We start from the raw sequence: 19688 nt of genomic DNA, 5'->3' as shown, positions 1-19688 counted from the left end.
GTCAGGCATACTGGCCGCCTCTCGCTTCCCAGAATTCTCAGCAGCCCCATGCGTATCCACGTCAGCTTTATCGACCGCGTCGGCATTACCCAGGAAGTCCTGGCCTTGCTCGGTGGGCGCAATCTCAACCTGGATGCGGTGGAAATGGTGCCGCCCAACGTCTATATCGACGCGCCGACCTTGAGCGCCGAGGTGCTCGAAGAACTGCGCGATGCGTTGTTCAGCGTGCACGGCGTGCAAGCGGTGACAGTGGTGGACATCCTCCCCGGCCAGCGCCGCCATCTGCAACTGGACGCCCTGCTGGCCGCCATGACCGACCCGGTGCTGGCCCTGGACAGCGCGGGTAAGATCCTGCTGGCCAACCCGGCGTTGATCGCCCTCTACGGGCGCGAACCGGCCGGGGAAAGCATCGCCGAGCTGTTCAACGACCCTGGGCTGCTGGAGACCTTGCTGGAGCACGGCTTTCGCCTGCCGCTGCGCGAAATCAGCGTCAACGGCCAAACCCTGCTGCTGGACGCCACGCCGATCACCGACGCCGGCGCCCTGCTCACCCTCTACCCGCCCAACCGCATCGGCGAGCAATTGTCGGCGCTGCACCACGACCATGCCGAAGGGTTCGACGCGCTGTTGGGCGAGTCTGCGGCCATCCGCACCTTGAAGGCGCGCGCGCAACGAGTCGCCGCGCTGGATGCACCGCTGTTGATCCAGGGCGAGACCGGCACCGGCAAAGAGTTGGTGGCACGCGCCTGCCATGCGATCAGCGCACGTCACAGCGCGCCGTTTTTGGCATTGAACTGTGCCGCGTTGCCGGAGAACCTCGCCGAAAGTGAATTGTTCGGTTACGCCCCCGGCGCCTTTACCGGCGCCCAACGCGGGGGCAAGCCGGGGCTGATGGAGCTGGCCAACCAAGGCACGGTATTCCTCGATGAGATCGGCGAAATGTCGCCGTACCTGCAAGCCAAGTTGCTGCGCTTTCTCAATGACGGCAGCTTTCGCCGAGTGGGCGGCGACCGTGAGGTGAAGGTGAACGTGCGCATCCTCAGCGCCACCCACCGCGACCTGGAAAAGATGGTCAGCGAAGGCACCTTCCGTGAAGACCTGTTCTACCGCCTCAACGTCCTCAACGTTGAAGTGCCGCCGTTGCGTGCACGCGGCCAGGACATCCTGTTGCTGGCCCGCTACTTCATGCAGCAGGCCTGCGCGCAGATCCAGCGCCCCGTCTGCCGCCTGGCACCGGGCACTTACCCGGCGCTGCTGGGTAACCGTTGGCCGGGCAACGTACGCCAGCTGCAAAACGTGATCTTCCGCGCCGCTGCCATCTGCGAAAGCAGCCTGGTGGACATCGGCGACCTGGATATCGCCGGAACCTCCGTCGCCCGCCAGAGCGACGGCGAAGTCGACAGCCTGGAACAAGCGGTGGAAGATTTCGAGCGCAGCCTGCTGGAAAAGCTCTACACCAGCTACCCCTCCACCCGCCAACTGGCCAGCCGTTTGCAGACTTCCCACACTGCCATCGCCCATCGCCTGCGCAAATACGGCATCCCTAATAAACCCTGAACCCACAGCGGCATTGCAGTGCTGGCAGGATTTGGTCTGAGAACGACACTCCGTGTACTGAAAGCGCTACAGCGTAACGATATCGCTACAACCCTGTTTTTTGCGCGCCATGCAAGGCTTTGATCCGCATAGACTTTTTTTCTCGTGCCCAAGTGTAGCGAAATCGCTACACCCGAACGCCGCCGATTTATAAAGGCCTTCTTTAAGCCTTTGTTTTTTAACATTTTAATAACATTGGCCACGATATTGCTAAGCAACTCCCATTATTCCAATCCCGTCCACCAGACGAATCTGGCCTTGAGGAGTTTCCATGAGCGAGTTGCGCTTCACTGAAGATCACGAATGGCTGCGCGCCGAAGCCGATGGCAGCGTTACCGTGGGCATCACCGCTTTTGCGCAGAATGCGCTGGGTGATGTGGTTTTCGTGCAACTGCCTGAGCTGCAGGCCTACGACCGTGGCGCTGAAGCCTCCACCGTGGAATCGGTCAAAGCCGCCAGCGGCGTGTACATGCCTCTTGACGGTGAAGTGCTGGAAGTGAACGCCAAGCTCGAAGGCAACCCTGAATTGGTCAACGAAGACCCAATGGGCGAAGGCTGGTTCTTCCGCTTTAAACCGGCTGATGCCGAGGCGGTAGCTAAACTGCTGGATCAGGACGCGTACGACCGCCTGATCAAAGCCAACGCTGAAGCCTGAGGAGCGTGCCATGACAATCACTACGAGCACCGCCAACGAATTCATCGCCCGCCACATCGGCCCGCGCCAGGAAGACGAGCAGCAAATGCTCGCCAGCCTGGGCTTTGATTCCCTCGAAGCCTTGAGCGCCAGCGTGATTCCGGAAAGCATCAAGGGCACCAGCGTGCTCGGCCTGGAAGACGGGTTGAGCGAAGCCGAGGCCCTGGCCAAAATCAAAGCCATCGCCGCCAGGAACCAACTGTTCAAGACCTATATCGGCCAGGGCTACTACAACTGCCATACGCCGTCGCCAATCCTGCGCAACCTGTTGGAAAACCCCGCCTGGTACACCGCGTACACCCCGTACCAGCCCGAGATTTCCCAGGGCCGCCTCGAAGCGCTGCTGAACTTCCAGACCCTGATCAGCGACCTCACCGGCCTGCCGATCGCCAACGCATCCTTGCTCGACGAAGCCACCGCCGCCGCCGAAGCCATGACCTTCTGCAAGCGCCTGAGCAAGAACAAAGGTAGCCACGCGTTCTTCGCCTCGGTGCACAGCCACCCGCAAACCCTCGACGTACTGCGCACCCGCGCCGAGCCACTGGGCATCAATGTGGTAGTGGGCGATGAGCGCGAACTGACCGACGTCAGCGCATTCTTCGGCGCCCTGTTGCAATACCCGGCCAGCAATGGCGATGTGTTCGATTATCGCGAGCTGACCGAGCGGTTTCACGCAGCCAATGCCTTGGTTGCCGTGGCCGCTGACCTGCTGGCCCTGACTTTGCTCAGCCCGCCGGGCGAGTTCGGCGCCGATGTGGCCATCGGCAGCGCGCAGCGCTTCGGCGTGCCGTTGGGCTTTGGCGGCCCGCATGCGGCGTATTTCTCTACCAAGGATGCGTTCAAGCGCGACATGCCGGGCCGTCTGGTCGGTGTCTCGGTAGACCGCTTCGGCAAGCCGGCCCTGCGCCTGGCCATGCAGACCCGCGAGCAACACATCCGTCGCGAGAAAGCCACCAGCAACATCTGTACCGCGCAAGTGCTGCTGGCCAACATCGCCAGCATGTACGCCGTTTACCACGGCCCTAAAGGCCTCATCCAGATCGCTCAGCGTATTCACCAGCTGACCGCGATCCTGGCCAAGGGCCTGACCGCCCTGGGCTTGAAGGTCGAGCAGGAACACTTCTTCGACACGATCACCCTCAACACCGGCGCGAACACCGCCACCCTGCACGACAAGGCACGTGCCCAGCGCATCAACCTGCGCGTGGTGGATGCTGAGCGTATTGGCCTGTCGATCGACGAAACCACCACCCAGGCTGATATCGAAGCCTTATGGGCGATCTTCGCCGACGGCAAGGCGCTGCCCGCTTTCGCGGCAACCGAAAGCACCCTGCCGAGCGCCTTGCTGCGCCAGTCGCCGATCCTCAGCCACCCGGTGTTCAATCGCTACCACTCGGAAACCGAGCTGATGCGCTACCTGCGCAAGTTGGCCGACAAGGACCTGGCGCTGGACCGCACCATGATCCCGCTGGGCTCGTGCACCATGAAGCTCAACGCCGCCAGCGAAATGATCCCGGTGACCTGGGCCGAATTCGGCGCCCTGCATCCGTTCGCCCCGGCAGACCAAAGCGCCGGTTATCTGCAACTGACCTCAGACCTGGAAGCCATGCTTTGCGCGGCCACCGGCTACGACGCAATCTCCCTGCAGCCGAACGCCGGTTCCCAGGGTGAATACGCAGGCCTCCTGGCCATCCGCGCCTATCACCAGAGCCGTGACGAAGCGCGTCGCGACATTTGCCTGATCCCGTCGTCAGCCCACGGCACCAACCCGGCGACGGCCAACATGGCCGGCATGCGCGTGGTGGTCACCGCCTGCGACGCACGTGGCAACGTGGACATCGAGGACCTGCGCGCCAAGGCCATCGAGCACCGCGAGCACCTCGCCGCGCTGATGATCACCTACCCGTCCACCCATGGGGTGTTCGAGGAAGGCATCCGTGAAATCTGCGCGATCATTCACGACAACGGCGGCCAGGTGTACATCGACGGCGCCAACATGAACGCGATGGTCGGCCTCTGCGCACCGGGCAAGTTCGGCGGCGACGTGTCCCACCTGAACCTGCACAAAACCTTCTGCATTCCCCACGGCGGTGGCGGCCCGGGCGTTGGCCCGATTGGCGTCAAGTCACACCTCACGCCGTTCCTGCCAGGCCATGCGGCCATGGAACGCAAGGAAGGTGCAGTGTGCGCGGCGCCCTTTGGCAGCGCGAGCATCCTGCCGATCACCTGGATGTACATCAGCATGATGGGCGGCGCCGGCCTCAAGCGCGCATCGCAGTTGGCGATCCTGAACGCCAACTACATTTCCCGTCGCCTGGAAGAGCATTACCCGGTGCTGTACACCGGCAGCAACGGCCTGGTGGCGCACGAATGCATCCTGGACTTGCGCCCATTGAAAGACAGCAGCGGCATCAGCGTAGATGACGTGGCCAAGCGCCTGATCGACTTCGGCTTCCACGCGCCGACCATGTCGTTCCCGGTGGCCGGCACCTTGATGATCGAACCGACCGAAAGTGAATCCAAGGAAGAACTGGATCGCTTCTGCGACGCCATGATCGCCATCCGTGAAGAGATCCGCGCGGTGGAAAACGGCACGCTGGACAAGGACGACAACCCGCTGAAGAACGCGCCGCATACGGCCGCGGAACTGGTGGGCGAATGGAGCCACCCCTACAGTCGCGAGCAGGCTGTATACCCGGTTGCTTCGCTGATCGAAGGCAAGTACTGGCCGCCGGTTGGCCGGGTCGACAACGTATTTGGCGACCGCAATCTTGTGTGTGCGTGCCCGTCGATCGAGAGTTACGCATAACCTGAAGGTCAACTCGAAATAGATGTGGGAGCGGGCTTGCTCGCGAAAGCGGTGTATCAGTTATAGATGCATCAACTGACAGTCCGCTTTCGCGAGCAAGCCCGCTCCCGCATTTTTGACCGAGTACACCCGACACATAACAAGAAACCGGAGAACCACTCATGTCTTTAAGCGTGTTCGACCTGTTCAAAATCGGCATCGGCCCTTCCAGTTCCCACACCGTCGGCCCGATGCGCGCCGCCGCCCGTTTTGTCGAAGGGCTCAAGCGCGACAACCTGCTCGGCGCTACCACCTGCATCAAAGTAGAACTCTACGGTTCGCTTGGCGCCACCGGCAAAGGTCACGGCAGCGACAAGGCCGTGTTGCTGGGCCTGGAAGGCGAGCACCCGGACACCGTGAACACCGAAACCGTGGCCGAACGCCTTGCGCAGATGCGCAGCGACGGTCGCCTCAACCTGCTCGGCGAACACAGCATTGCGTTCAACGAGAAAGAACACTTGGCGATGATCCGCAAACCCCTCGCCTACCATCCCAACGGCATGATCTTTCGCGCCTTCGATGCGGCCGGCATTCAGGTCCGCAGCCGCGAGTATTACTCGGTCGGCGGCGGTTTCGTGGTGGATGAAGACGCGGCCGGCGCCGACCGCATTGTCGAGGACGCCACGCCCTTGACCTTCCCGTTCAAGCACGCCAAAGACCTCCTCGGCCATTGCACCACTTATGGGCTGCCCATCAGCCAGGTGATGCTGACCAATGAAAGCGCCTGGCGCCCGGAATCGGAAACCCGCAGCGGCCTGTTGAAAATCTGGCAGGTGATGCAGGATTGCGTGGACGCCGGCTGTCGCAATGAAGGGATCCTGCCCGGTGGGCTGAAGGTCAAACGCCGGGCCGCCGCGCTGCATCGGCAACTGTGCAAGAACCCCGAGTCGGCCCTGCGCGACCCGTTGTCGGTACTCGACTGGGTCAACCTGTATGCCCTGGCGGTCAATGAAGAAAACGCCAACGGCGGGCGCGTCGTCACCGCGCCCACCAACGGTGCGGCCGGGATCATTCCTGCGGTGCTGCATTACTACATGCGGTTTATCCCCGGCGCGAACGAAGACGGCGTGGTGCGCTTTCTGCTGACCGCCGCCGCCATCGGCATTCTGTACAAGGAAAACGCCTCGATCTCGGGCGCTGAAGTCGGTTGCCAGGGTGAGGTCGGCGTGGCCTGCTCCATGGCCGCCGGCGCACTCTGCGAAGTGCTGGGCGGCAGCGTTTCACAAGTGGAAAACGCCGCTGAAATCGGCATGGAACACAACCTTGGCCTGACCTGCGACCCGATTGGCGGGCTGGTGCAGGTGCCCTGCATCGAGCGCAATGCCATGGGCTCAGTCAAGGCGATCAACGCTGTGCGCATGGCCTTGCGCGGCGATGGGCAACACTTTGTGTCCCTCGACAAAGTGATCCGCACCATGCGCCAGACCGGCGCCGATATGAAGAGCAAATACAAAGAAACCGCCCGTGGCGGTCTGGCGGTCAATATTATCGAGTGCTGACGCCCAACCGCGCGCCGGCACGTTTTCAGGAGCTGAACATGTCCACCGAAACCCTGTTGAAAACCCCATTGCACGCCCTGCACATCGAGCTGGGCGCGCGCATGGTGCCCTTCGCCGGCTACGACATGCCGGTGCAGTACCCGTTGGGCGTCATGAAGGAGCACCTGCACACCCGTGAACAGGCCGGGCTGTTCGATGTGTCCCATATGGGCCAGATCCGCCTGACCGGCGCCAATGCCGCCAAGGCCCTGGAAACCCTCGTGCCGGTCGACATCATCGACCTGCCGGTGGGCATGCAGCGCTACGCCATGTTCACCAACGAGCAGGGCGGCATTCTCGACGATCTGATGGTGGCCAACCTGGGCAACGACGAATGGTTCCTGGTGGTCAATGCCGCCTGCAAGGACCAGGACCTGGCGCACCTGCGCGCACGGATCGGCGACCAGTGCAGCATCGAGCCGCTGTTCGAAGAACGCGCGCTGCTCGCCCTGCAAGGCCCTGCGGCGGTGAAGGTGTTGGCGCGCCTGGCACCGCAAGTCACCAAGATGACGTTCATGCAGTTTGCCTCCCTGCGCCTGCTGGGGGTGGACTGCTACGTCAGCCGCTCCGGCTACACCGGTGAAGACGGGTTTGAAATCTCCGTACCGGCTGAAAACGCCGAAAGCCTGGCCCGCAGCCTGCTGGCCGAGACCGAAGTGCAAGCGATCGGCCTGGGCGCCCGCGACTCCCTGCGCCTGGAAGCCGGCTTGTGCCTGTACGGCCATGACATGAATACCGAAACCACCCCCGTTGAAGCCAGCTTGCTATGGGCGATCTCCAAGGCGCGCCGTGCCGATGGCGCGCGTGCCGGCGGCTTCCCGGGCGCAGACCGGATCTTCACCCAGCAGCAAGCCGGCGTTAACCGCAAGCGCGTGGGGCTGCTGCCGCAGGAACGCACCCCGGTGCGTGAAGGCGCGCAAATCGTCGACGCAGAGGGTACTGTGATCGGCAGCGTGTGCAGCGGTGGCTTTGGTCCAACCCTCGGTGGTCCGTTGGCGATGGGCTACCTGGACAGCGCATTTGCCGCACTGGATACCGAAGTGTCTGCGCTGGTGCGTGGGAAAAAGGTGCCATTACGTGTAAGTAAAATGCCATTCGTGCCGCAGCGTTACTTCCGTGGTTGAATGATCGTTTCCATAAGTAACGTGGTTGCGTTACGCGCACTAAACTGTAACGCAACCGCCATAAAACAGTGCACCTTCGATAGTCATTGTTATCGGAATTTCCCTATAACAAGTGAGCAAGCCTATCGAATAAGACGGCCCCACTGTTATTCAACAAAGTGTCATACACCCGAGCGAAATCGGGGCTTCTGGCAGGGGTTGTGTTTTTCATATTAGTTGGCGTAGAGTTTGTCCACTGTGTTTGCATGGGTCGCTTGGAACCTGGACCTGGGCAGTAGCTAAAGTAGTAGTGCTACAACCCGTTCGACGTCTCTTACTTTCCTGCAACCCAGCCCAGTACTCTTTCATGTGAAAGGGGCTGTCATTAATTTTTAGCGTCAAAGGAAAGAAGAAAATGGCTGAACGTCAGAGCGGTACCGTCAAGTGGTTCAACGACGAAAAAGGCTTTGGTTTTATCACTCCAGAAAGCGGCCCGGATCTGTTCGTGCATTTCCGCGCTATTCAGGGCAACGGCTTTAAAAGCCTGAAGGAAGGCCAAAAGGTCACCTTCGTGTCAGTTCAAGGTCAAAAAGGCCTGCAGGCTGACGAAGTACAAGCAGAAGGCTGATCCTTCCTGCGACAAAAAGCCCCTGATATGACATCAGGGGCTTTTTTATGGGCGCGATTCCGTAAACTGCATTTTTCTCCAGAGAGCCCTGCCATGTCCAAATCCCTGTTGAGCCCCCAAGGCGAGTTCCCCGCCGTTGGCCTGGGCCGCCGCCTGGCAGCGATGTTCTACGACTTTCTTCTATGCACCGCCCTGCTGATCGTCACCGCCTTTATCTACAAGCTGGTGTGGATAGCCTTCGTCGGTGAAGCGAAGATGCGCACCCTCACCGAATCCGGCGCGTTGGACGGTGACCCGCTGCTGTCGACGATTCTGTTGTTTGTGCTGTTCGGTTTCTTCGCCAAATTCTGGACCCATTCCGGCCAGACCCTGGGCATGCAGGTGTGGGGCGTGCGCGTGCAGAACGCCGACGGCTCGCGCATCAGCCTGTGGCAGGCGTTGCTGCGTTTTGTGGTGTCGATTGCGTCGTGGTTGTGTGCGGGGCTGGGGTTTATCTGGTCGCTGTTTGATAAGCAGAAACGTACTTGGCACGACATCTACTCGGACACGCAACTGGTGCGTATCCCGAAGCAAAAGAAGTAATCACAGAACAGCGGAGATCAAAATATGGGAGGGCTAAGCCCTCCCACATTTTTACCCAATCAGCCTTGAGTCAGGCGTTGCCAGCCAGTTTGAGGCGCGCAGCCTGGGTGAAGTCGAGCATGCGCTTGAGCGGGCGTACCGCGTGCGGGATTACCGAGGGCTCGACGACTACCTCATTACTGCCCTCACGCAAGCACTGCAACGTACGCTCAAGCGTGTTCATCGCCATCCACGGGCAGTGCGCGCAACTGCGGCAGGCGGCGCCGTTGCCGGCGGTAGGCGCTTCGATAAAGACCTTGTCCGGGCACAGCTGCTGCATCTTGTAGAAGATGCCGCGGTCGGTGGCGACGATGAATGTCTTGTTCGGCAGCCGCTGCGCCGCCGCAATCAACTGGCTGGTGGAACCCACGGCGTCCGCCAGTTCGATCACCGAGGTCGGTGATTCCGGATGCACCAGGATCGCAGCGTCCGGATACAGCGCCTTCATGTCTTCCAGCTGCTTGGACTTGAACTCTTCGTGGACGATGCAAGCACCGTCCCACAGCAGCATATCGGCGCCGGTCTGGCGCTGGATGTACGTGCCCAGGTGCTTGTCCGGGCCCCAGATAATCGTCTCGCCGTTGTCCATCAGGCTTTCGACGATCTCCAGCGCGCAACTGGACGTCACCACCCAGTCGGCACGGGCTTTGACCGCCGCCGAGGTATTGGCGTAGACCACCACCGTGCGCTCGGGGTGCTGGTCACAGAACGCGGAGAATTCATCCACCGGGCAACCCAGGTCCAGGGAGCAGGTGGCCTCCAGGGTCGGCATCAGGATACGTTTTTCAGGGGTAAGAATTTTCGCGGTTTCGCCCATGAACCGCACCCCCGCCACCAGTACGGTCTTGGCCGGGTGAGCAGCGCCGAAGCGCGCCATTTCAAGGGAGTCGGAAACACAGCCGCCGGTTTCTTCGGCCAGGGCCTGAATCACCGGGTCGCAGTAGAAGTGGGCAACCAGCACCGCGTCTTGCGCTTTAAGCTCGGCGGCGATGGCAGCGCGCAAGCTTGCCTCTTCATCGGCGCTGAGGGCCTTGGGCTGCTTGGCGTCGAGGTGAGCTTGAACCAGTAGGCGTTCGGAAATGTGCGTCATGTTCGCAAGACCTGCAGGCGCAGTAGCGCGAAAGTCGAGTGTACCACCGGCTCTGGAGCCCTTCGGGCGCCGCCGGACGAAGTGTGTATTCATCAAGCACGGGTAAAGCTGAAGCTGCGCAAGGCTACAGAATATCGAATGGATTCAAAAGCCTAATCTGGTATTGCGCAGGCATTATTCGGGGGGGAAGGCCGGTGCAGTTAAGCCCCGCGAATACCGCTATTCAAGGTACTCACAGGGCTGCACATATAGGGCGTCAGGCAAATAGCTTCTGGACGTTGCTCATCGCCTCATCGGCAAACCCTTGCAGAAAGGCCTCGAACGCCGGCACGTCATCCGGGCCGCCGGTGTAAGGCTGACCAATGATGGTCCAGGTCGCCAGGCTTTGGCTGGCGCCTTGCGGCACCACTTGCATGACGGCCCACAGGTTGCCGATGTTCAGCGAGGTGTAAATCAGCGACCAGGTCATGGTCATGCCTTCGTCGTCATAGCTATTGAGTTGCTCGATCACCACATTGCCGTCCTTGAACAACTTCTTGCGTACCGAGCGCACGCCCTCTCCCGTCATTTCGATATGAGACAAGGCCGGAATAAACTTCGCGAAACCGGAAAAGTCACCCACGATATCCCACACGCTGCGCGCATCACCGTTGACGATGACGCTGGCGACCACAGGGTTGCCCACGGGGTTGCGCACCAGGGTATCGGGTTCAAAATGTTGCATGAAACAACTCCTTTTCTTGCTTGGATGAAATCGATCAATCGCCGACAGGCGCTGCTGCCATTGTGTCACCGCGCCCCTCTGGAAATCGTGACCAGCCATGCGAAACACCTTCAGGTACTGCGCTTCGTCACCCACCTTGGAAAGGTTGTAGCCATTGGACGTCGCGAGCGGTGTGCAACCGCTTCTGTGCCTGCCGGCAATGCCAATGCGCCCGCAGAACAAATAGAACGCATCGCTGTAGCCTATCAAGTACGCCTCGCGGCGCACGGTGCGCATCAAGCCTAGCTAAGTTGCTGGTGGGCGGGCAGTGAGAAGCAGGAGCAAGGATGGACTGCGGGGAAAGGGGAAGAGAAAGAGGAGTATCAACTGACCAACAAGATCAATCGGATCACGGCGCAATGCGCGCCGGTTTGGACAGGCTAAATGACAGGCAAAAAAAAACCCGGAAATCCTCACTTACGTGGGCCTTCCGGATTTTCTAAACCGCCAAAAATGGTGGGTCGTGTGGGATTCGAACCTACGACCAATTGGTTAAAAGCCAACTGCTCTACCAACTGAGCTAACGACCCGCTGTGTGGTGGCGCGTATAATACTGATTTCTAAGGACTATTCAACACCTTATTTGAAATAAATCAGAAAAAACGCGTTTGAACTGTAATTGGGTGGGTAGAACGCCTCTCGCAGCAGCCGAATCAGCGGCCCGGCTCGTCATTCCACAGGTATTTGTGCAACTGCAATTGCAGGCGCACCGGCAGGTTGTCCGCTACTACCCAATCCGCCAGTTCACGGGCATTCAGGTCGTGATGGCTGGGTGAGAACAGCACCTCGCCCGCACGTCGCTCCAAGCCATACTGGATCAGCTTGGAAGTCGCCCAGTCATAGTCGTCACGGGAACAGATAACGAACTTGACCTGATCGTTGGCCGTCAGCAAGTCCATGTTCTCGTAGCGATTGCGGTGGGCTTCCTTGGAATCGGGGGTCTTGAGGTCGACCACTCGACTGACTCGCGGGTCGACCGCAGAGATGTCCAGGGCGCCACTGGTTTCCAGCGAGACTTCGTAGCCGGCGTCACACAACTGCTTGAGCAACGGGATGGCATTGGGTTGCGCCAGTGGCTCGCCGCCTGTCACGCAGACGTAGCGCGGCCGGTAGCCGGCAACCTGTTCCAGAATGTCGTCGAGGGTGCGCACGGTGCCGCCGCTGAAGGCGTAGGCGCTGTCGCAGTACTGGCAACGCAACGGACAGCCGGTCAACCTTACAAATACGGTGGGCAGGCCAGCAGTGCGCGTTTCACCCTGCAACGAGTAAAAAACTTCGGTAATACGTAGTGTGTCTTGCATAGTCGCCACGGGCGTAACAGCTAAACAGGCTGTCCGCCTCCGTCAGGCACTTCATGGGATTGCGCCAACGCGTCAACCCGAGGAAGCGTGTTCATAAAAGGGCGTGGATTCTAACGAAAAAACCCGCGCCAGGCGCGGGTTTCTTCTAAACGGGCTGCGTGGCCTACAAGCGTTGCAGATCCCGCTGGGCCAACTGAGCAGCAGAAGTACCCGGATACTGGGCGACCACCTGCTGCAGAATGCCTTTAACCTTGTCGGCATGACCCAGGCGGCGTTCTACGTCGGCAAGCTTGTAAAGCGAGTCCGGCACCTTGGCGTGCTTGGGATACAGCTGGCTGACCTTGGCAAACGCCTGGCCTGCCCCCTGTAAATCACCCTTTGCCAGGTTGACCTCACCCAACCAGTACTGGGCATTGCCCGCGTATTGGCTGTTGGGGTACTTACGCAGGAAAGCGGTAAACGCCTGGCTGGCCTTATCGAAATCCTTGGCCTTGATCAGGTCGAAGGCTGCATCGTAATACAGTTTTTCCTTCGCCGGATCACCCGGTTCACTGCTGGCGGCCGGGGCCTGGCTGGCTGCCGTGGCCCCCGCTGCTGCGCCACCGGCGGCGGCACTGGGCGCGCCACCGGCAGAAGAATTATCAGGAGTAGCGGCAGGTGCAACACCGGCTCCAATACGTCGATCAAGATCCTGGTAACGCTCCAGGCCCTCTTGCTTAAGCTGGTTCACTTGATTCTGCAGAACTTCAATAGCGCCTTGTTGCTGGGCCAATTGATCCTGCATGCGTTGCAGCTGGTTGAACAGCTCGCCCTGTGCCGAGGGCGCGGCCGTAGCCGCTCCCCCAGCATAGGCGCCGTTCGTGCCATAACCCGCTGGCGGATAACTGCTGCCGCTATTGTTATAGCCAGAGTTGTTATCCGTTACAGGAACCGCAGCCCACACCGTAAACGGTGCGAGGCTGAGAGCCAATACAGTTAGAGCACGACGGCACGTTCGCATGACGAATTACTTACGCAGTTCGACGCGACGGTTCTGAGCCCACGACTGTTCGTCGTTGCCAGTTGCAACTGGACGCTCTTTACCGTAGGAAACCAGTTCCAGTTGGCCTGGAGCAACACCTTGCAGTACCAGGTAGCGCTGAACGGCTTTCGCACGACGCTCGCCCAGAGCCATGTTGTACTCACGAGTACCACGGGCGTCAGTGTTACCTTCCAGAACAACGCGAGCGCCGTTAGCTTTCAGGTCCTTGGCGTGAACGTCCAGAGCGCGCATGGCTTCTGGCTTCAGGTCCGAACTGTCGTATTCGAAGTAGAAAGTGGTGATCGCGCGCAGAGCAGCTTCTTCGCTCAGGGAGCCGTCGACTGCACCAGTGTTAGCGCCGTAACCAGCGTTTGGATCAACAGCTGCGCCTTCACCGGCATTGTCGCCGCCTTTAGAGGAGCAACCAACGGCTACGGACAGAGCCAGAGCCAGAGCAGCAAACTTACCAAACTTCAGCATTTCCATCGTGAAACTCCTAATGAACCCCAGTGTGTTAAGTACTTCTTTTTGTAGCGCCGCGTCAGTTCAGGTAAGGGGACCAGGACGGTTCTCTGACTTCGCCTTGTGCGGTAGGAAGCGGGAGCCTTACGCGTCCATTAATGGACACGAGCATCAAGACTCCCCGGCCCTGCTGGCGGGTGGCGTAGATTACCATGGTGCCGTTGGGCGCAACAGTAGCTGACTCATCAAGGTTGGTATCTGTAAGGATTTTCACGGTTCCGCGCTGCAAATCCTGGGCCGCAACCCGGAAATTAGTGAAACCATCCTGACGGTGAATCATCACCAACGTCTTTTCATCGGCCGAAAGCTTGGGGTTGGCGTTGTAGTTACCGATAAAGGTCACGCGTTCCGCGCCACCACCACCCACGCTGGCTTTGTAGATTTGTGGCTTGCCGCCTCGGTCGGAGGTGAAGTAGATGGTCGAGCCATCCTTACCCCAGAACGGTTCGGTGTTGATGCCCGGGCCGCTGGTCACGCGAGTGAGCTGGCGCGAAGCCATGTTCATCACGTAGATATCCGGATTACCGTCCTTGGACAGTACGAATGCCAGGCGCGAACCATCCGGCGACCAGGCTGGCGCACCGTTGAGGCCTTCAAAGTTGGTGATCTGCTCACGACGGCCGGTATCAATGTGCTGGACGAAGATACGCGGACGCTTCTGCTCGAACGACACGTAGGCGATACGCTTGCCGTCCGGCGCGAAGCGCGGCGACAGAATTGGTTCGCGCGATTGCAGCAGGGTCACGGCGCGCGCGCCGTCATAGTCGGAGCGCTGCAGGGTGTAACGCGTGTTGTCTACGGAGAAACGCTCAGCGGTGACGTACAGCATGCGTGTGGAGAACGCACCCTTGATACCGGTGAGTTTTTCAAACGACTGGTCCGAAATGTAGTGGGCCATGTCACGCAGTTGTTCGGCGGTGCCGGAGACATTGCCGGTCAGGACCTGCTGCTCAGTGGCCACGTTGAACAAGGTGTAGGTGATTTGCAGGCGACCGCCGGCCGGCGTGATGTTGCCGACCATCAGGTACTGCGCACCCACCGCTTTCCAGTCACGGAACACGACTTCGCTGGCCTGGTTGGGCTGGCTGATCATGTTGCCTTTAGGAATCGGCGCGTAATAGCCGGAGTTGCGCAGGTCGTCGCTGACGATCTGGGCCATGTCGTCCGGCAGCACACTGCCGCCCTGCCAACCGAACGGTACTACTGCGATCGGGGTGGCCCGATCGCTGCCGCTGGTAACCAGGATGTTCTTTTCATCCGCCGCCGCTATCCCTGCCATACAGCAAATAACGACAAGCATTCCTCGAAGAAGGTTTCTCACAAGGCTAGATCCTCAGGTGTGAATGTCATCTTGAATGAACGATAGGGAGCGAAGTCGCTTGGTTTCATTCCCTGCATCTCGGTCAACCGGCCAATATTCTTGACTGCGGCGACCGCCGAACTGTCGAACGAACCGTCACCACTGGACTTGGCCACGCTGACCGAAGTCACCGTACCGTCCGGCAACATGCCGATCTGCAGCACTACTGTCATGCCTTTACGCGCCGAAGGTGGACGTGTCCAGCCTTCCGCTGCCCGAGCCCGGATCAGGTCATCGAAACTGCCCGCGACTTCATCGCCACGCTCATCGGCCAAGGCTTGCTGACGCTGAGGCGTATCGGAAAGCAAATCTGCCAGGGCCTGAGCCTTTTTCTCTTCGGCGGATTTACGTGCTGCTTCCTGGGCCTTTTTCTTGGAGGCGTCGGCGGCAGCTTTCTTCTTCGCGTCGTCGGCGACTTTCTTCTTCGCCTCGTCTGCTTCAGCTTTTTTCTTGGCGTCTTCGGCGGCTTTCTTCTTCGCGTCTTCGACGATCTTTTTCTTGGCTTCTTCAGCGGCCTTTTTCTTGGCCTCTTCTTCAGCAGCTTTCTTGGCTTCTTCTTCAGATTTCTTCTTGGCTATATCAGCCAATTGTTTCTCTTCAGCCTTTTTAGCTTCGGCAGCTTTCTCGGACTTCTTGGCTTCATCAGCCTTTTTCGCCTCGTCGGCTTTCTTCGCTTCGTCAGCCTTTTTCGATTCCTCGGCCTTTTGAGCCGCCTCTTCTTTCTTTTGTTCCGCAGCAGCCTTCACCGCTTCCTGCTCGACCTTCTTCTGTTCCATCTGCTCGACTTCGGTCTGGCGCGCAGCCGACTTCTGGGCCTCACCCGCAATCTTCTGATTGGTCTGGGTGGTGGCCTGACTTTTCGATTTCAGCTGATACAGGGTCGCCTGCACGATCGGCTTGGCTGGCGGCAGGTCCGGGGTCATGGCAAAGCTGACGAACAGCATGCCAAACACCAGGATGTGCAGGGCAATTGCCCACACGCCAGGCCAGAAATAGCTTTCCGAGGCGGACGGCTCTCGCTGTTGCTGCATCAGGGCGCCTCGGTAATCAAGCCAACGTTACCGACGCCGGCCTTCTGCAGCCCGCCCATGGCGCCCATGACGGAGCCGTAGTCGACCGACTTGTCACCGCGAATGAACACCTGGGTGTGCTTGCCGCCTTCGTTGCCGGAGCGAATGATCTTGGTCACCGCGTCAGTCATTGCCGGCAAGGTCAGGGCCTTGTCCTGCTGCTTCTGCGTGTCGACTTCGCTGCCAAGGTTCCAGTAGTAGGTCTTGTCAGCCTTGATCGAAATGGTCAGGACCTGAGTGTTGTTGTCTTGCGGCAAGGCTTCACTGGAAACCTTGGGCAGATCAACCTTCACGCCCTGGTTGAGCATCGGCGCGGTCACCATGAAGATCACCAGCAGCACCAGCATCACGTCGATGTAGGGCACTACGTTCATCTCGGCGACCGGCTTGCGCTTTTTGCGAGCTCGAGCGATTAAAGCCATTGGGAATTACCTGCTTATTCTTCGCTGGTGTGCACTTTACGGTGCAGGATCGCCTGGAATTCATCGGCGAAGGTGTAGTAACGGCTGATCAACGTTTCGCTGGTGGCGGCAAAACGGTTGTAGGCGATTACTGCGGGGATAGCGGCGAACAGGCCGATCGCGGTGGCGATCAGGGCTTCGGCAATACCTGGGGCCACGGTGGCCAGGGTCGCTTGCTGAGCCTGGGCCAGACCACGGAAGGAGTTCATGATGCCCCATACGGTACCGAACAGGCCGATGTAGGGGCTGACGGAACCCACGGTCGCCAGAAACGGCAAGCTCTGTTCCAGCTTTTCTTCCTCGCGGGAGATGGCCACGCGCATGGCTCGGGCCACGCCTTCCATCACGGCTTCCGGGTCAACACCCGGCTGCTGACGCAGACGTGAGAATTCCTTGAAACCGGCGCGGAAGATTTGCTCGACGCCCGAATCCGGGTCCGGGTTGCTGCCGGCCTGACGATACAGCTTGGACAGGTCGATACCCGACCAGAAGCGCTCCTCGAAGCTCTCCAGGGCGCGTCGACCGGCGCGCAGCAGGTTGCTGCGCTGAAAAATCATGACCCAAGAGGTAACCGATGCGGCTACCAGGGTCAGCATGACCAGTTGCACCACGACACTGGCATTGCTGACCAGGCTCCACATCGAGGAATGGTCGACGACGGTAGGTTCCACGCTAAATCTCCTGCTTTGATTGTTTACCCGCGCCGCTCACGGCGGCAAAGGCCGCACGTAGAGTTTCGGGAATGGCCCGAGGTTTCAAACTGTTGGTGCGAACACATGCCACCAGGAACTGCCCCTCACAGAGCAGCGTTGCATCCGTAGCCCGCCTGACCTGCTGTTTGAATCGCAGGCTGGCACGGTTCAATTCGATGACTTCAGCGCTGACCAGCAGTTCATCGTCCAGTCGCGCCGGTGCGTGGTAACGCGCCTCGCTGGAATGCACGACGAATAACAGGTCCTCCCCTGCCAGCGTGGATTGGGCAAAGCCCAGTTCCCGTAGCCGCTCGGTTCGAGCCCGTTCCATGAATTTCAGGTAATTGACGTAATAAACGATGCCGCCGGCATCAGTGTCCTCGTAATAAACGCGACAGCGATGTGCGAACGACTGATCCCCGTTTTGCGCGCGCATACTCTAGTGCTTACTCCTCAGGTTGCCAATCCGGCTGGACAACTGTTTTTTCATTCCTGAATTTTCTTCAGTGACTCAAATGACGACGCCAAACACTGGGACAGCACAAAGCTCGGATAAATCACCCCAACTGGCAAATACCCTGTAGGAGCGAGCTTGCTCGCGAAGCACCTGAGCGCGCCGCGTACAACCAGACACACTGCGTTGCCGTTGGCGGTTTTCGCGAGCAAGCTCGCTCCTAGAGACTTTTTAATCGTCCACTGCATCGAGGAATTCGTCTACCACGGGCATCTCTCCCAATCGTGACGGAATATTTAGCCCAAAGTGCAAATAAGCATGGCGCGTCACTACCCTGCCCCGTGGCGTGCGCATGATGTAGCCCTGCTGGATCAGATAGGGTTCGAGCACGTCCTCAATGGTATGACGCTCTTCACTGATGGCGGCGGCAAGGCTGTCCACGCCCACCGGGCCACCGTCAAATTTCTCGATCATGGTCAAGAGCAGACGCCGATCCTGGTGATCGAAACCATGCTCGTCCACATCCAGCAGGTTCAAGGCCAGGTCCGCGACAGCCTTGGTGATGTGCCCCTTGGCCCGCACTTCGGCAAAATCGCGCACGCGGCGCAGCAAACGGTTGGCGATCCGTGGTGTACCGCGGGCGCGGCGGGCGATTTCGAACGCGCCTTCCGGGTCCAGCGGCAAGCCGAGGATGTTCGCCGAACGGCTGACGATAGTCGCAAGGTCTGCCGTGCTATAGAACTCCAGACGTTGAACAATCCCGAAACGGTCTCGCAGCGGGTTGGTCAGCATGCCGGCACGCGTGGTGGCGCCTACCAGGGTGAACGGTGGCAGGTCGAGTTTGATGGAACGGGCCGCCGGGCCTTCGCCGATCATGATGTCGAGCTGGAAGTCCTCCATCGCCGGGTACAGCACTTCCTCGACGATCGGCGACAGTCGGTGGATCTCATCGATAAACAGCACATCGTGAGGTTCGAGATTGGTCAGCAATGCGGCCAGGTCGCCGGGGCGCTCCAGCACCGGGCCGGACGTGGACTTGATCGACACGCCCATTTCCTGGGCGATGATGTTGGCCAGAGTGGTTTTACCCAGCCCCGGCGGGCCGAAGATCAGCGTGTGGTCCAGCGACTCGCTGCGCCCGCGCGCGGCCTGGATGAACAGCTCCATCTGCTCGCGCACGGTGGGCTGGCCGATGTAGTCGGCCAGGCTCAGGGGGCGGATAGCGCGGTCCTGGACTTCTTCACGGTCGCGCGGGCCGGTGGCCGCGATCAGACGATCAGCTTCTATCACTTAAATCATTCCCTTCAGGGCTCGGCGGATCATGTCTTCGCTGCTCAGGTTCTTGTCCTTGATCGCCGACACCGCTTTGCTGGCCTCCTGCGGCTTGTAGCCCAGGGAGATCAACGCGCTGACGGCATCGCTTTCGGCACTGGCGACCTGGCCTGCCGGCATATCCGGCTGGTTCGGTACCAGGGCGAACATGCTCGGCACCACTTCCCAGGCCTTGAAACGATCCTTGAGTTCCACCAGCAGGCGCTCGGCGGTTTTCTTGCCGACACCGGGCACCTTGGTCAGGGCCGAGGTGTCCTGGGCTGAAACGGCACGTACCAGTTCATCCACTTCCAGGCTCGACATCAACGCCAGGGCCAGCTTGGGCCCTACGCCATTGAGGCGAATCAGCTCGCGAAAGAAATCACGGTCGCGCTTGCCAATGAAACCATAGAGCAATTGCGCATCTTCGCGCACAACCAGATGGGTGTGCAGCGTCAGCGGCTCGCCGACCGACGGCAGGCGATACAGGGTGGTCATGGGCACTTCCAGCTCGTACCCCAACCCATTTACATCCAGAATCAGGTGCGGCGGCTGTTTCTCAGCCAGGGTGCCGCGCAAGCGTCCAATCACGGTTCAGATCCTTAAAGCGTGGGG

Annotated in this window: 20 protein-coding genes and 1 tRNA gene; 8 read left to right on the top strand and 13 right to left on the bottom strand. The window is 59.8% G+C overall.

Features of this window, described 5'->3' with window-relative positions; all coding sequences use genetic code 11:
- The first annotated feature begins 48 nt into the window (after positions 1–48).
- From Q1V60_RS18540 to Q1V60_RS18510, 7 genes are all read left to right on the top strand, one after another.
- Positions 49–1557: a sigma-54-dependent transcriptional regulator gene (locus tag Q1V60_RS18540; RefSeq protein WP_300633241.1), complete on the top strand. Its 1509-nt coding sequence runs from the start codon at positions 49–51 to the stop codon at positions 1555–1557.
- 310 nt (positions 1558–1867) lie between these two features.
- Positions 1868–2251 carry a glycine cleavage system protein GcvH gene (gene gcvH / locus Q1V60_RS18535; protein WP_300633239.1) on the top strand — a complete coding sequence of 128 codons (384 nt, stop codon included), beginning with the start codon at positions 1868–1870 and terminating at the stop codon, positions 2249–2251.
- Between the two features lie 10 nt (positions 2252–2261).
- Positions 2262–5099 carry an aminomethyl-transferring glycine dehydrogenase gene (gene gcvP / locus Q1V60_RS18530; protein WP_300633237.1) on the top strand — a complete coding sequence of 946 codons (2838 nt, stop codon included), beginning with the start codon at positions 2262–2264 and terminating at the stop codon, positions 5097–5099.
- Between the two features lie 161 nt (positions 5100–5260).
- Entirely contained in the window at positions 5261–6637 is a 1377-nt protein-coding gene (locus Q1V60_RS18525) for an L-serine ammonia-lyase (RefSeq protein ID WP_300633235.1), read from the top strand.
- 38 nt (positions 6638–6675) lie between these two features.
- Positions 6676–7800 (top strand): glycine cleavage system aminomethyltransferase GcvT, encoded by a 1125-nt coding sequence (gene gcvT, locus Q1V60_RS18520; protein WP_300633233.1) that lies wholly within the window; start codon positions 6676–6678, stop codon positions 7798–7800.
- 394 nt (positions 7801–8194) lie between these two features.
- Entirely contained in the window at positions 8195–8407 is a 213-nt protein-coding gene (locus Q1V60_RS18515; protein WP_007253000.1) for a cold-shock protein, read from the top strand.
- A gap of 93 nt (positions 8408–8500) precedes the next feature.
- The gene (locus Q1V60_RS18510; protein ID WP_300633227.1) at positions 8501–8989 is read left to right on the top strand and encodes an RDD family protein; all 489 of its coding nucleotides are present in this window, start codon (positions 8501–8503) and stop codon (positions 8987–8989) included.
- A 70-nt stretch (positions 8990–9059) separates the two neighbouring features.
- On the opposite strand, the gene nadA is transcribed toward Q1V60_RS18510, so the two are convergent.
- The gene (gene nadA / locus Q1V60_RS18505; RefSeq protein WP_300633225.1) at positions 9060–10118 is read right to left on the bottom strand and encodes a quinolinate synthase NadA; all 1059 of its coding nucleotides are present in this window, start codon (positions 10116–10118) and stop codon (positions 9060–9062) included.
- A 256-nt stretch (positions 10119–10374) separates the two neighbouring features.
- The gene (locus Q1V60_RS18500) at positions 10375–10842 is read right to left on the bottom strand and encodes an SRPBCC family protein (protein WP_300633223.1); all 468 of its coding nucleotides are present in this window, start codon (positions 10840–10842) and stop codon (positions 10375–10377) included.
- On the opposite strand from Q1V60_RS18500, the gene Q1V60_RS18495 reads away from it, so the two are divergent.
- Positions 10834–11127 (top strand): hypothetical protein, encoded by a 294-nt coding sequence (locus Q1V60_RS18495; RefSeq protein WP_300633221.1) that lies wholly within the window; start codon positions 10834–10836, stop codon positions 11125–11127. The two genes, Q1V60_RS18500 and Q1V60_RS18495, sit on opposite strands and share 9 nt — an antisense overlap.
- A 208-nt stretch (positions 11128–11335) precedes the next feature.
- Here Q1V60_RS18495 and Q1V60_RS18490 read toward each other — a convergent pair.
- The 11 genes from Q1V60_RS18490 to ruvA all read right to left on the bottom strand — a co-directional run bounded on the left by Q1V60_RS18490 (position 11336) and on the right by ruvA (position 19664).
- A tRNA-Lys gene (locus Q1V60_RS18490) sits at positions 11336–11411 on the bottom strand.
- 123 nt (positions 11412–11534) lie between these two features.
- Entirely contained in the window at positions 11535–12182 is a 648-nt protein-coding gene (queE, locus tag Q1V60_RS18485) for a 7-carboxy-7-deazaguanine synthase QueE (RefSeq protein ID WP_300633219.1), read from the bottom strand.
- A 163-nt stretch (positions 12183–12345) separates the two neighbouring features.
- Positions 12346–13182: a tol-pal system protein YbgF gene (gene ybgF / locus Q1V60_RS18480; RefSeq protein WP_300633217.1), complete on the bottom strand. Its 837-nt coding sequence runs from the start codon at positions 13180–13182 to the stop codon at positions 12346–12348.
- Positions 13183–13188: 6 nt separating this feature from the next.
- Positions 13189–13689 carry a peptidoglycan-associated lipoprotein Pal gene (gene pal, locus Q1V60_RS18475; RefSeq protein WP_003193861.1) on the bottom strand — a complete coding sequence of 167 codons (501 nt, stop codon included), beginning with the start codon at positions 13687–13689 and terminating at the stop codon, positions 13189–13191.
- Between the two features lie 55 nt (positions 13690–13744).
- Positions 13745–15025: a Tol-Pal system beta propeller repeat protein TolB gene (gene tolB / locus Q1V60_RS18470; protein WP_057723839.1), complete on the bottom strand. Its 1281-nt coding sequence runs from the start codon at positions 15023–15025 to the stop codon at positions 13745–13747.
- A gap of 17 nt (positions 15026–15042) precedes the next feature.
- Positions 15043–16116, bottom strand: a complete 1074-nt coding sequence (gene tolA / locus Q1V60_RS18465; protein ID WP_057723840.1) for a cell envelope integrity protein TolA — start codon at positions 16114–16116, stop codon at positions 15043–15045.
- Positions 16116–16568, bottom strand: coding sequence for a protein TolR (tolR, locus tag Q1V60_RS18460; protein WP_161793227.1), 453 nt, complete (start codon positions 16566–16568; stop codon positions 16116–16118). The genes tolA and tolR overlap by 1 nt, the downstream gene beginning before the upstream one ends.
- Before the next feature lie 23 nt (positions 16569–16591).
- Positions 16592–17287, bottom strand: coding sequence for a protein TolQ (gene tolQ / locus Q1V60_RS18455; protein ID WP_053135845.1), 696 nt, complete (start codon positions 17285–17287; stop codon positions 16592–16594).
- Position 17288: 1 nt separating this feature from the next.
- On the bottom strand, positions 17289–17744 hold the full coding sequence (gene ybgC / locus Q1V60_RS18450) for a tol-pal system-associated acyl-CoA thioesterase (protein ID WP_003175800.1): 456 nt from the start codon (positions 17742–17744) through the stop codon (positions 17289–17291).
- A gap of 249 nt (positions 17745–17993) precedes the next feature.
- Positions 17994–19052 (bottom strand): Holliday junction branch migration DNA helicase RuvB, encoded by a 1059-nt coding sequence (gene ruvB / locus Q1V60_RS18445; protein ID WP_053135842.1) that lies wholly within the window; start codon positions 19050–19052, stop codon positions 17994–17996.
- Positions 19053–19664: a Holliday junction branch migration protein RuvA gene (gene ruvA, locus Q1V60_RS18440; protein WP_025854761.1), complete on the bottom strand. Its 612-nt coding sequence runs from the start codon at positions 19662–19664 to the stop codon at positions 19053–19055.
- Between the last annotated feature and the right edge of the window lie 24 nt (positions 19665–19688).

The organism is Pseudomonas sp., assembly GCF_030147005.1.
GTDB lineage: Bacteria > Pseudomonadota > Gammaproteobacteria > Pseudomonadales > Pseudomonadaceae > Aquipseudomonas.
Note: the sequence above shows the minus strand (reverse complement) of the source record. Positions and strands in the feature narration are given on the sequence as shown.

What these genes read in the sequence shown, in the direction of transcription:
- Q1V60_RS18540 (WP_300633241.1), top strand. Translation starts at nt 49, where the DNA reads ATGCGTATCCACGTCAGCTTTATCGACCGCGTCGGCATTACCCAGGAA.
- gcvH (WP_300633239.1), top strand. Translation starts at nt 1,868, where the DNA reads ATGAGCGAGTTGCGCTTCACTGAAGATCACGAATGGCTGCGCGCCGAA.
- gcvP (WP_300633237.1), top strand. Translation starts at nt 2,262, where the DNA reads ATGACAATCACTACGAGCACCGCCAACGAATTCATCGCCCGCCACATC.
- Q1V60_RS18525 (WP_300633235.1), top strand. Translation starts at nt 5,261, where the DNA reads ATGTCTTTAAGCGTGTTCGACCTGTTCAAAATCGGCATCGGCCCTTCC.
- gcvT (WP_300633233.1), top strand. Translation starts at nt 6,676, where the DNA reads ATGTCCACCGAAACCCTGTTGAAAACCCCATTGCACGCCCTGCACATC.
- Q1V60_RS18515 (WP_007253000.1), top strand. Translation starts at nt 8,195, where the DNA reads ATGGCTGAACGTCAGAGCGGTACCGTCAAGTGGTTCAACGACGAAAAA.
- Q1V60_RS18510 (WP_300633227.1), top strand. Translation starts at nt 8,501, where the DNA reads ATGTCCAAATCCCTGTTGAGCCCCCAAGGCGAGTTCCCCGCCGTTGGC.
- nadA (WP_300633225.1), bottom strand. Translation starts at nt 10,118, where the DNA reads ATGACGCACATTTCCGAACGCCTACTGGTTCAAGCTCACCTCGACGCC.
- Q1V60_RS18495 (WP_300633221.1), top strand. Translation starts at nt 10,834, where the DNA reads ATGTTGCATGAAACAACTCCTTTTCTTGCTTGGATGAAATCGATCAAT.
- Q1V60_RS18500 (WP_300633223.1), bottom strand. Translation starts at nt 10,842, where the DNA reads ATGCAACATTTTGAACCCGATACCCTGGTGCGCAACCCCGTGGGCAAC.
- queE (WP_300633219.1), bottom strand. Translation starts at nt 12,182, where the DNA reads ATGCAAGACACACTACGTATTACCGAAGTTTTTTACTCGTTGCAGGGT.
- ybgF (WP_300633217.1), bottom strand. Translation starts at nt 13,182, where the DNA reads ATGCGAACGTGCCGTCGTGCTCTAACTGTATTGGCTCTCAGCCTCGCA.
- pal (WP_003193861.1), bottom strand. Translation starts at nt 13,689, where the DNA reads ATGGAAATGCTGAAGTTTGGTAAGTTTGCTGCTCTGGCTCTGGCTCTG.
- tolB (WP_057723839.1), bottom strand. Translation starts at nt 15,025, where the DNA reads ATGCTTGTCGTTATTTGCTGTATGGCAGGGATAGCGGCGGCGGATGAA.
- tolA (WP_057723840.1), bottom strand. Translation starts at nt 16,116, where the DNA reads ATGCAGCAACAGCGAGAGCCGTCCGCCTCGGAAAGCTATTTCTGGCCT.
- ybgC (WP_003175800.1), bottom strand. Translation starts at nt 17,744, where the DNA reads ATGCGCGCGCAAAACGGGGATCAGTCGTTCGCACATCGCTGTCGCGTT.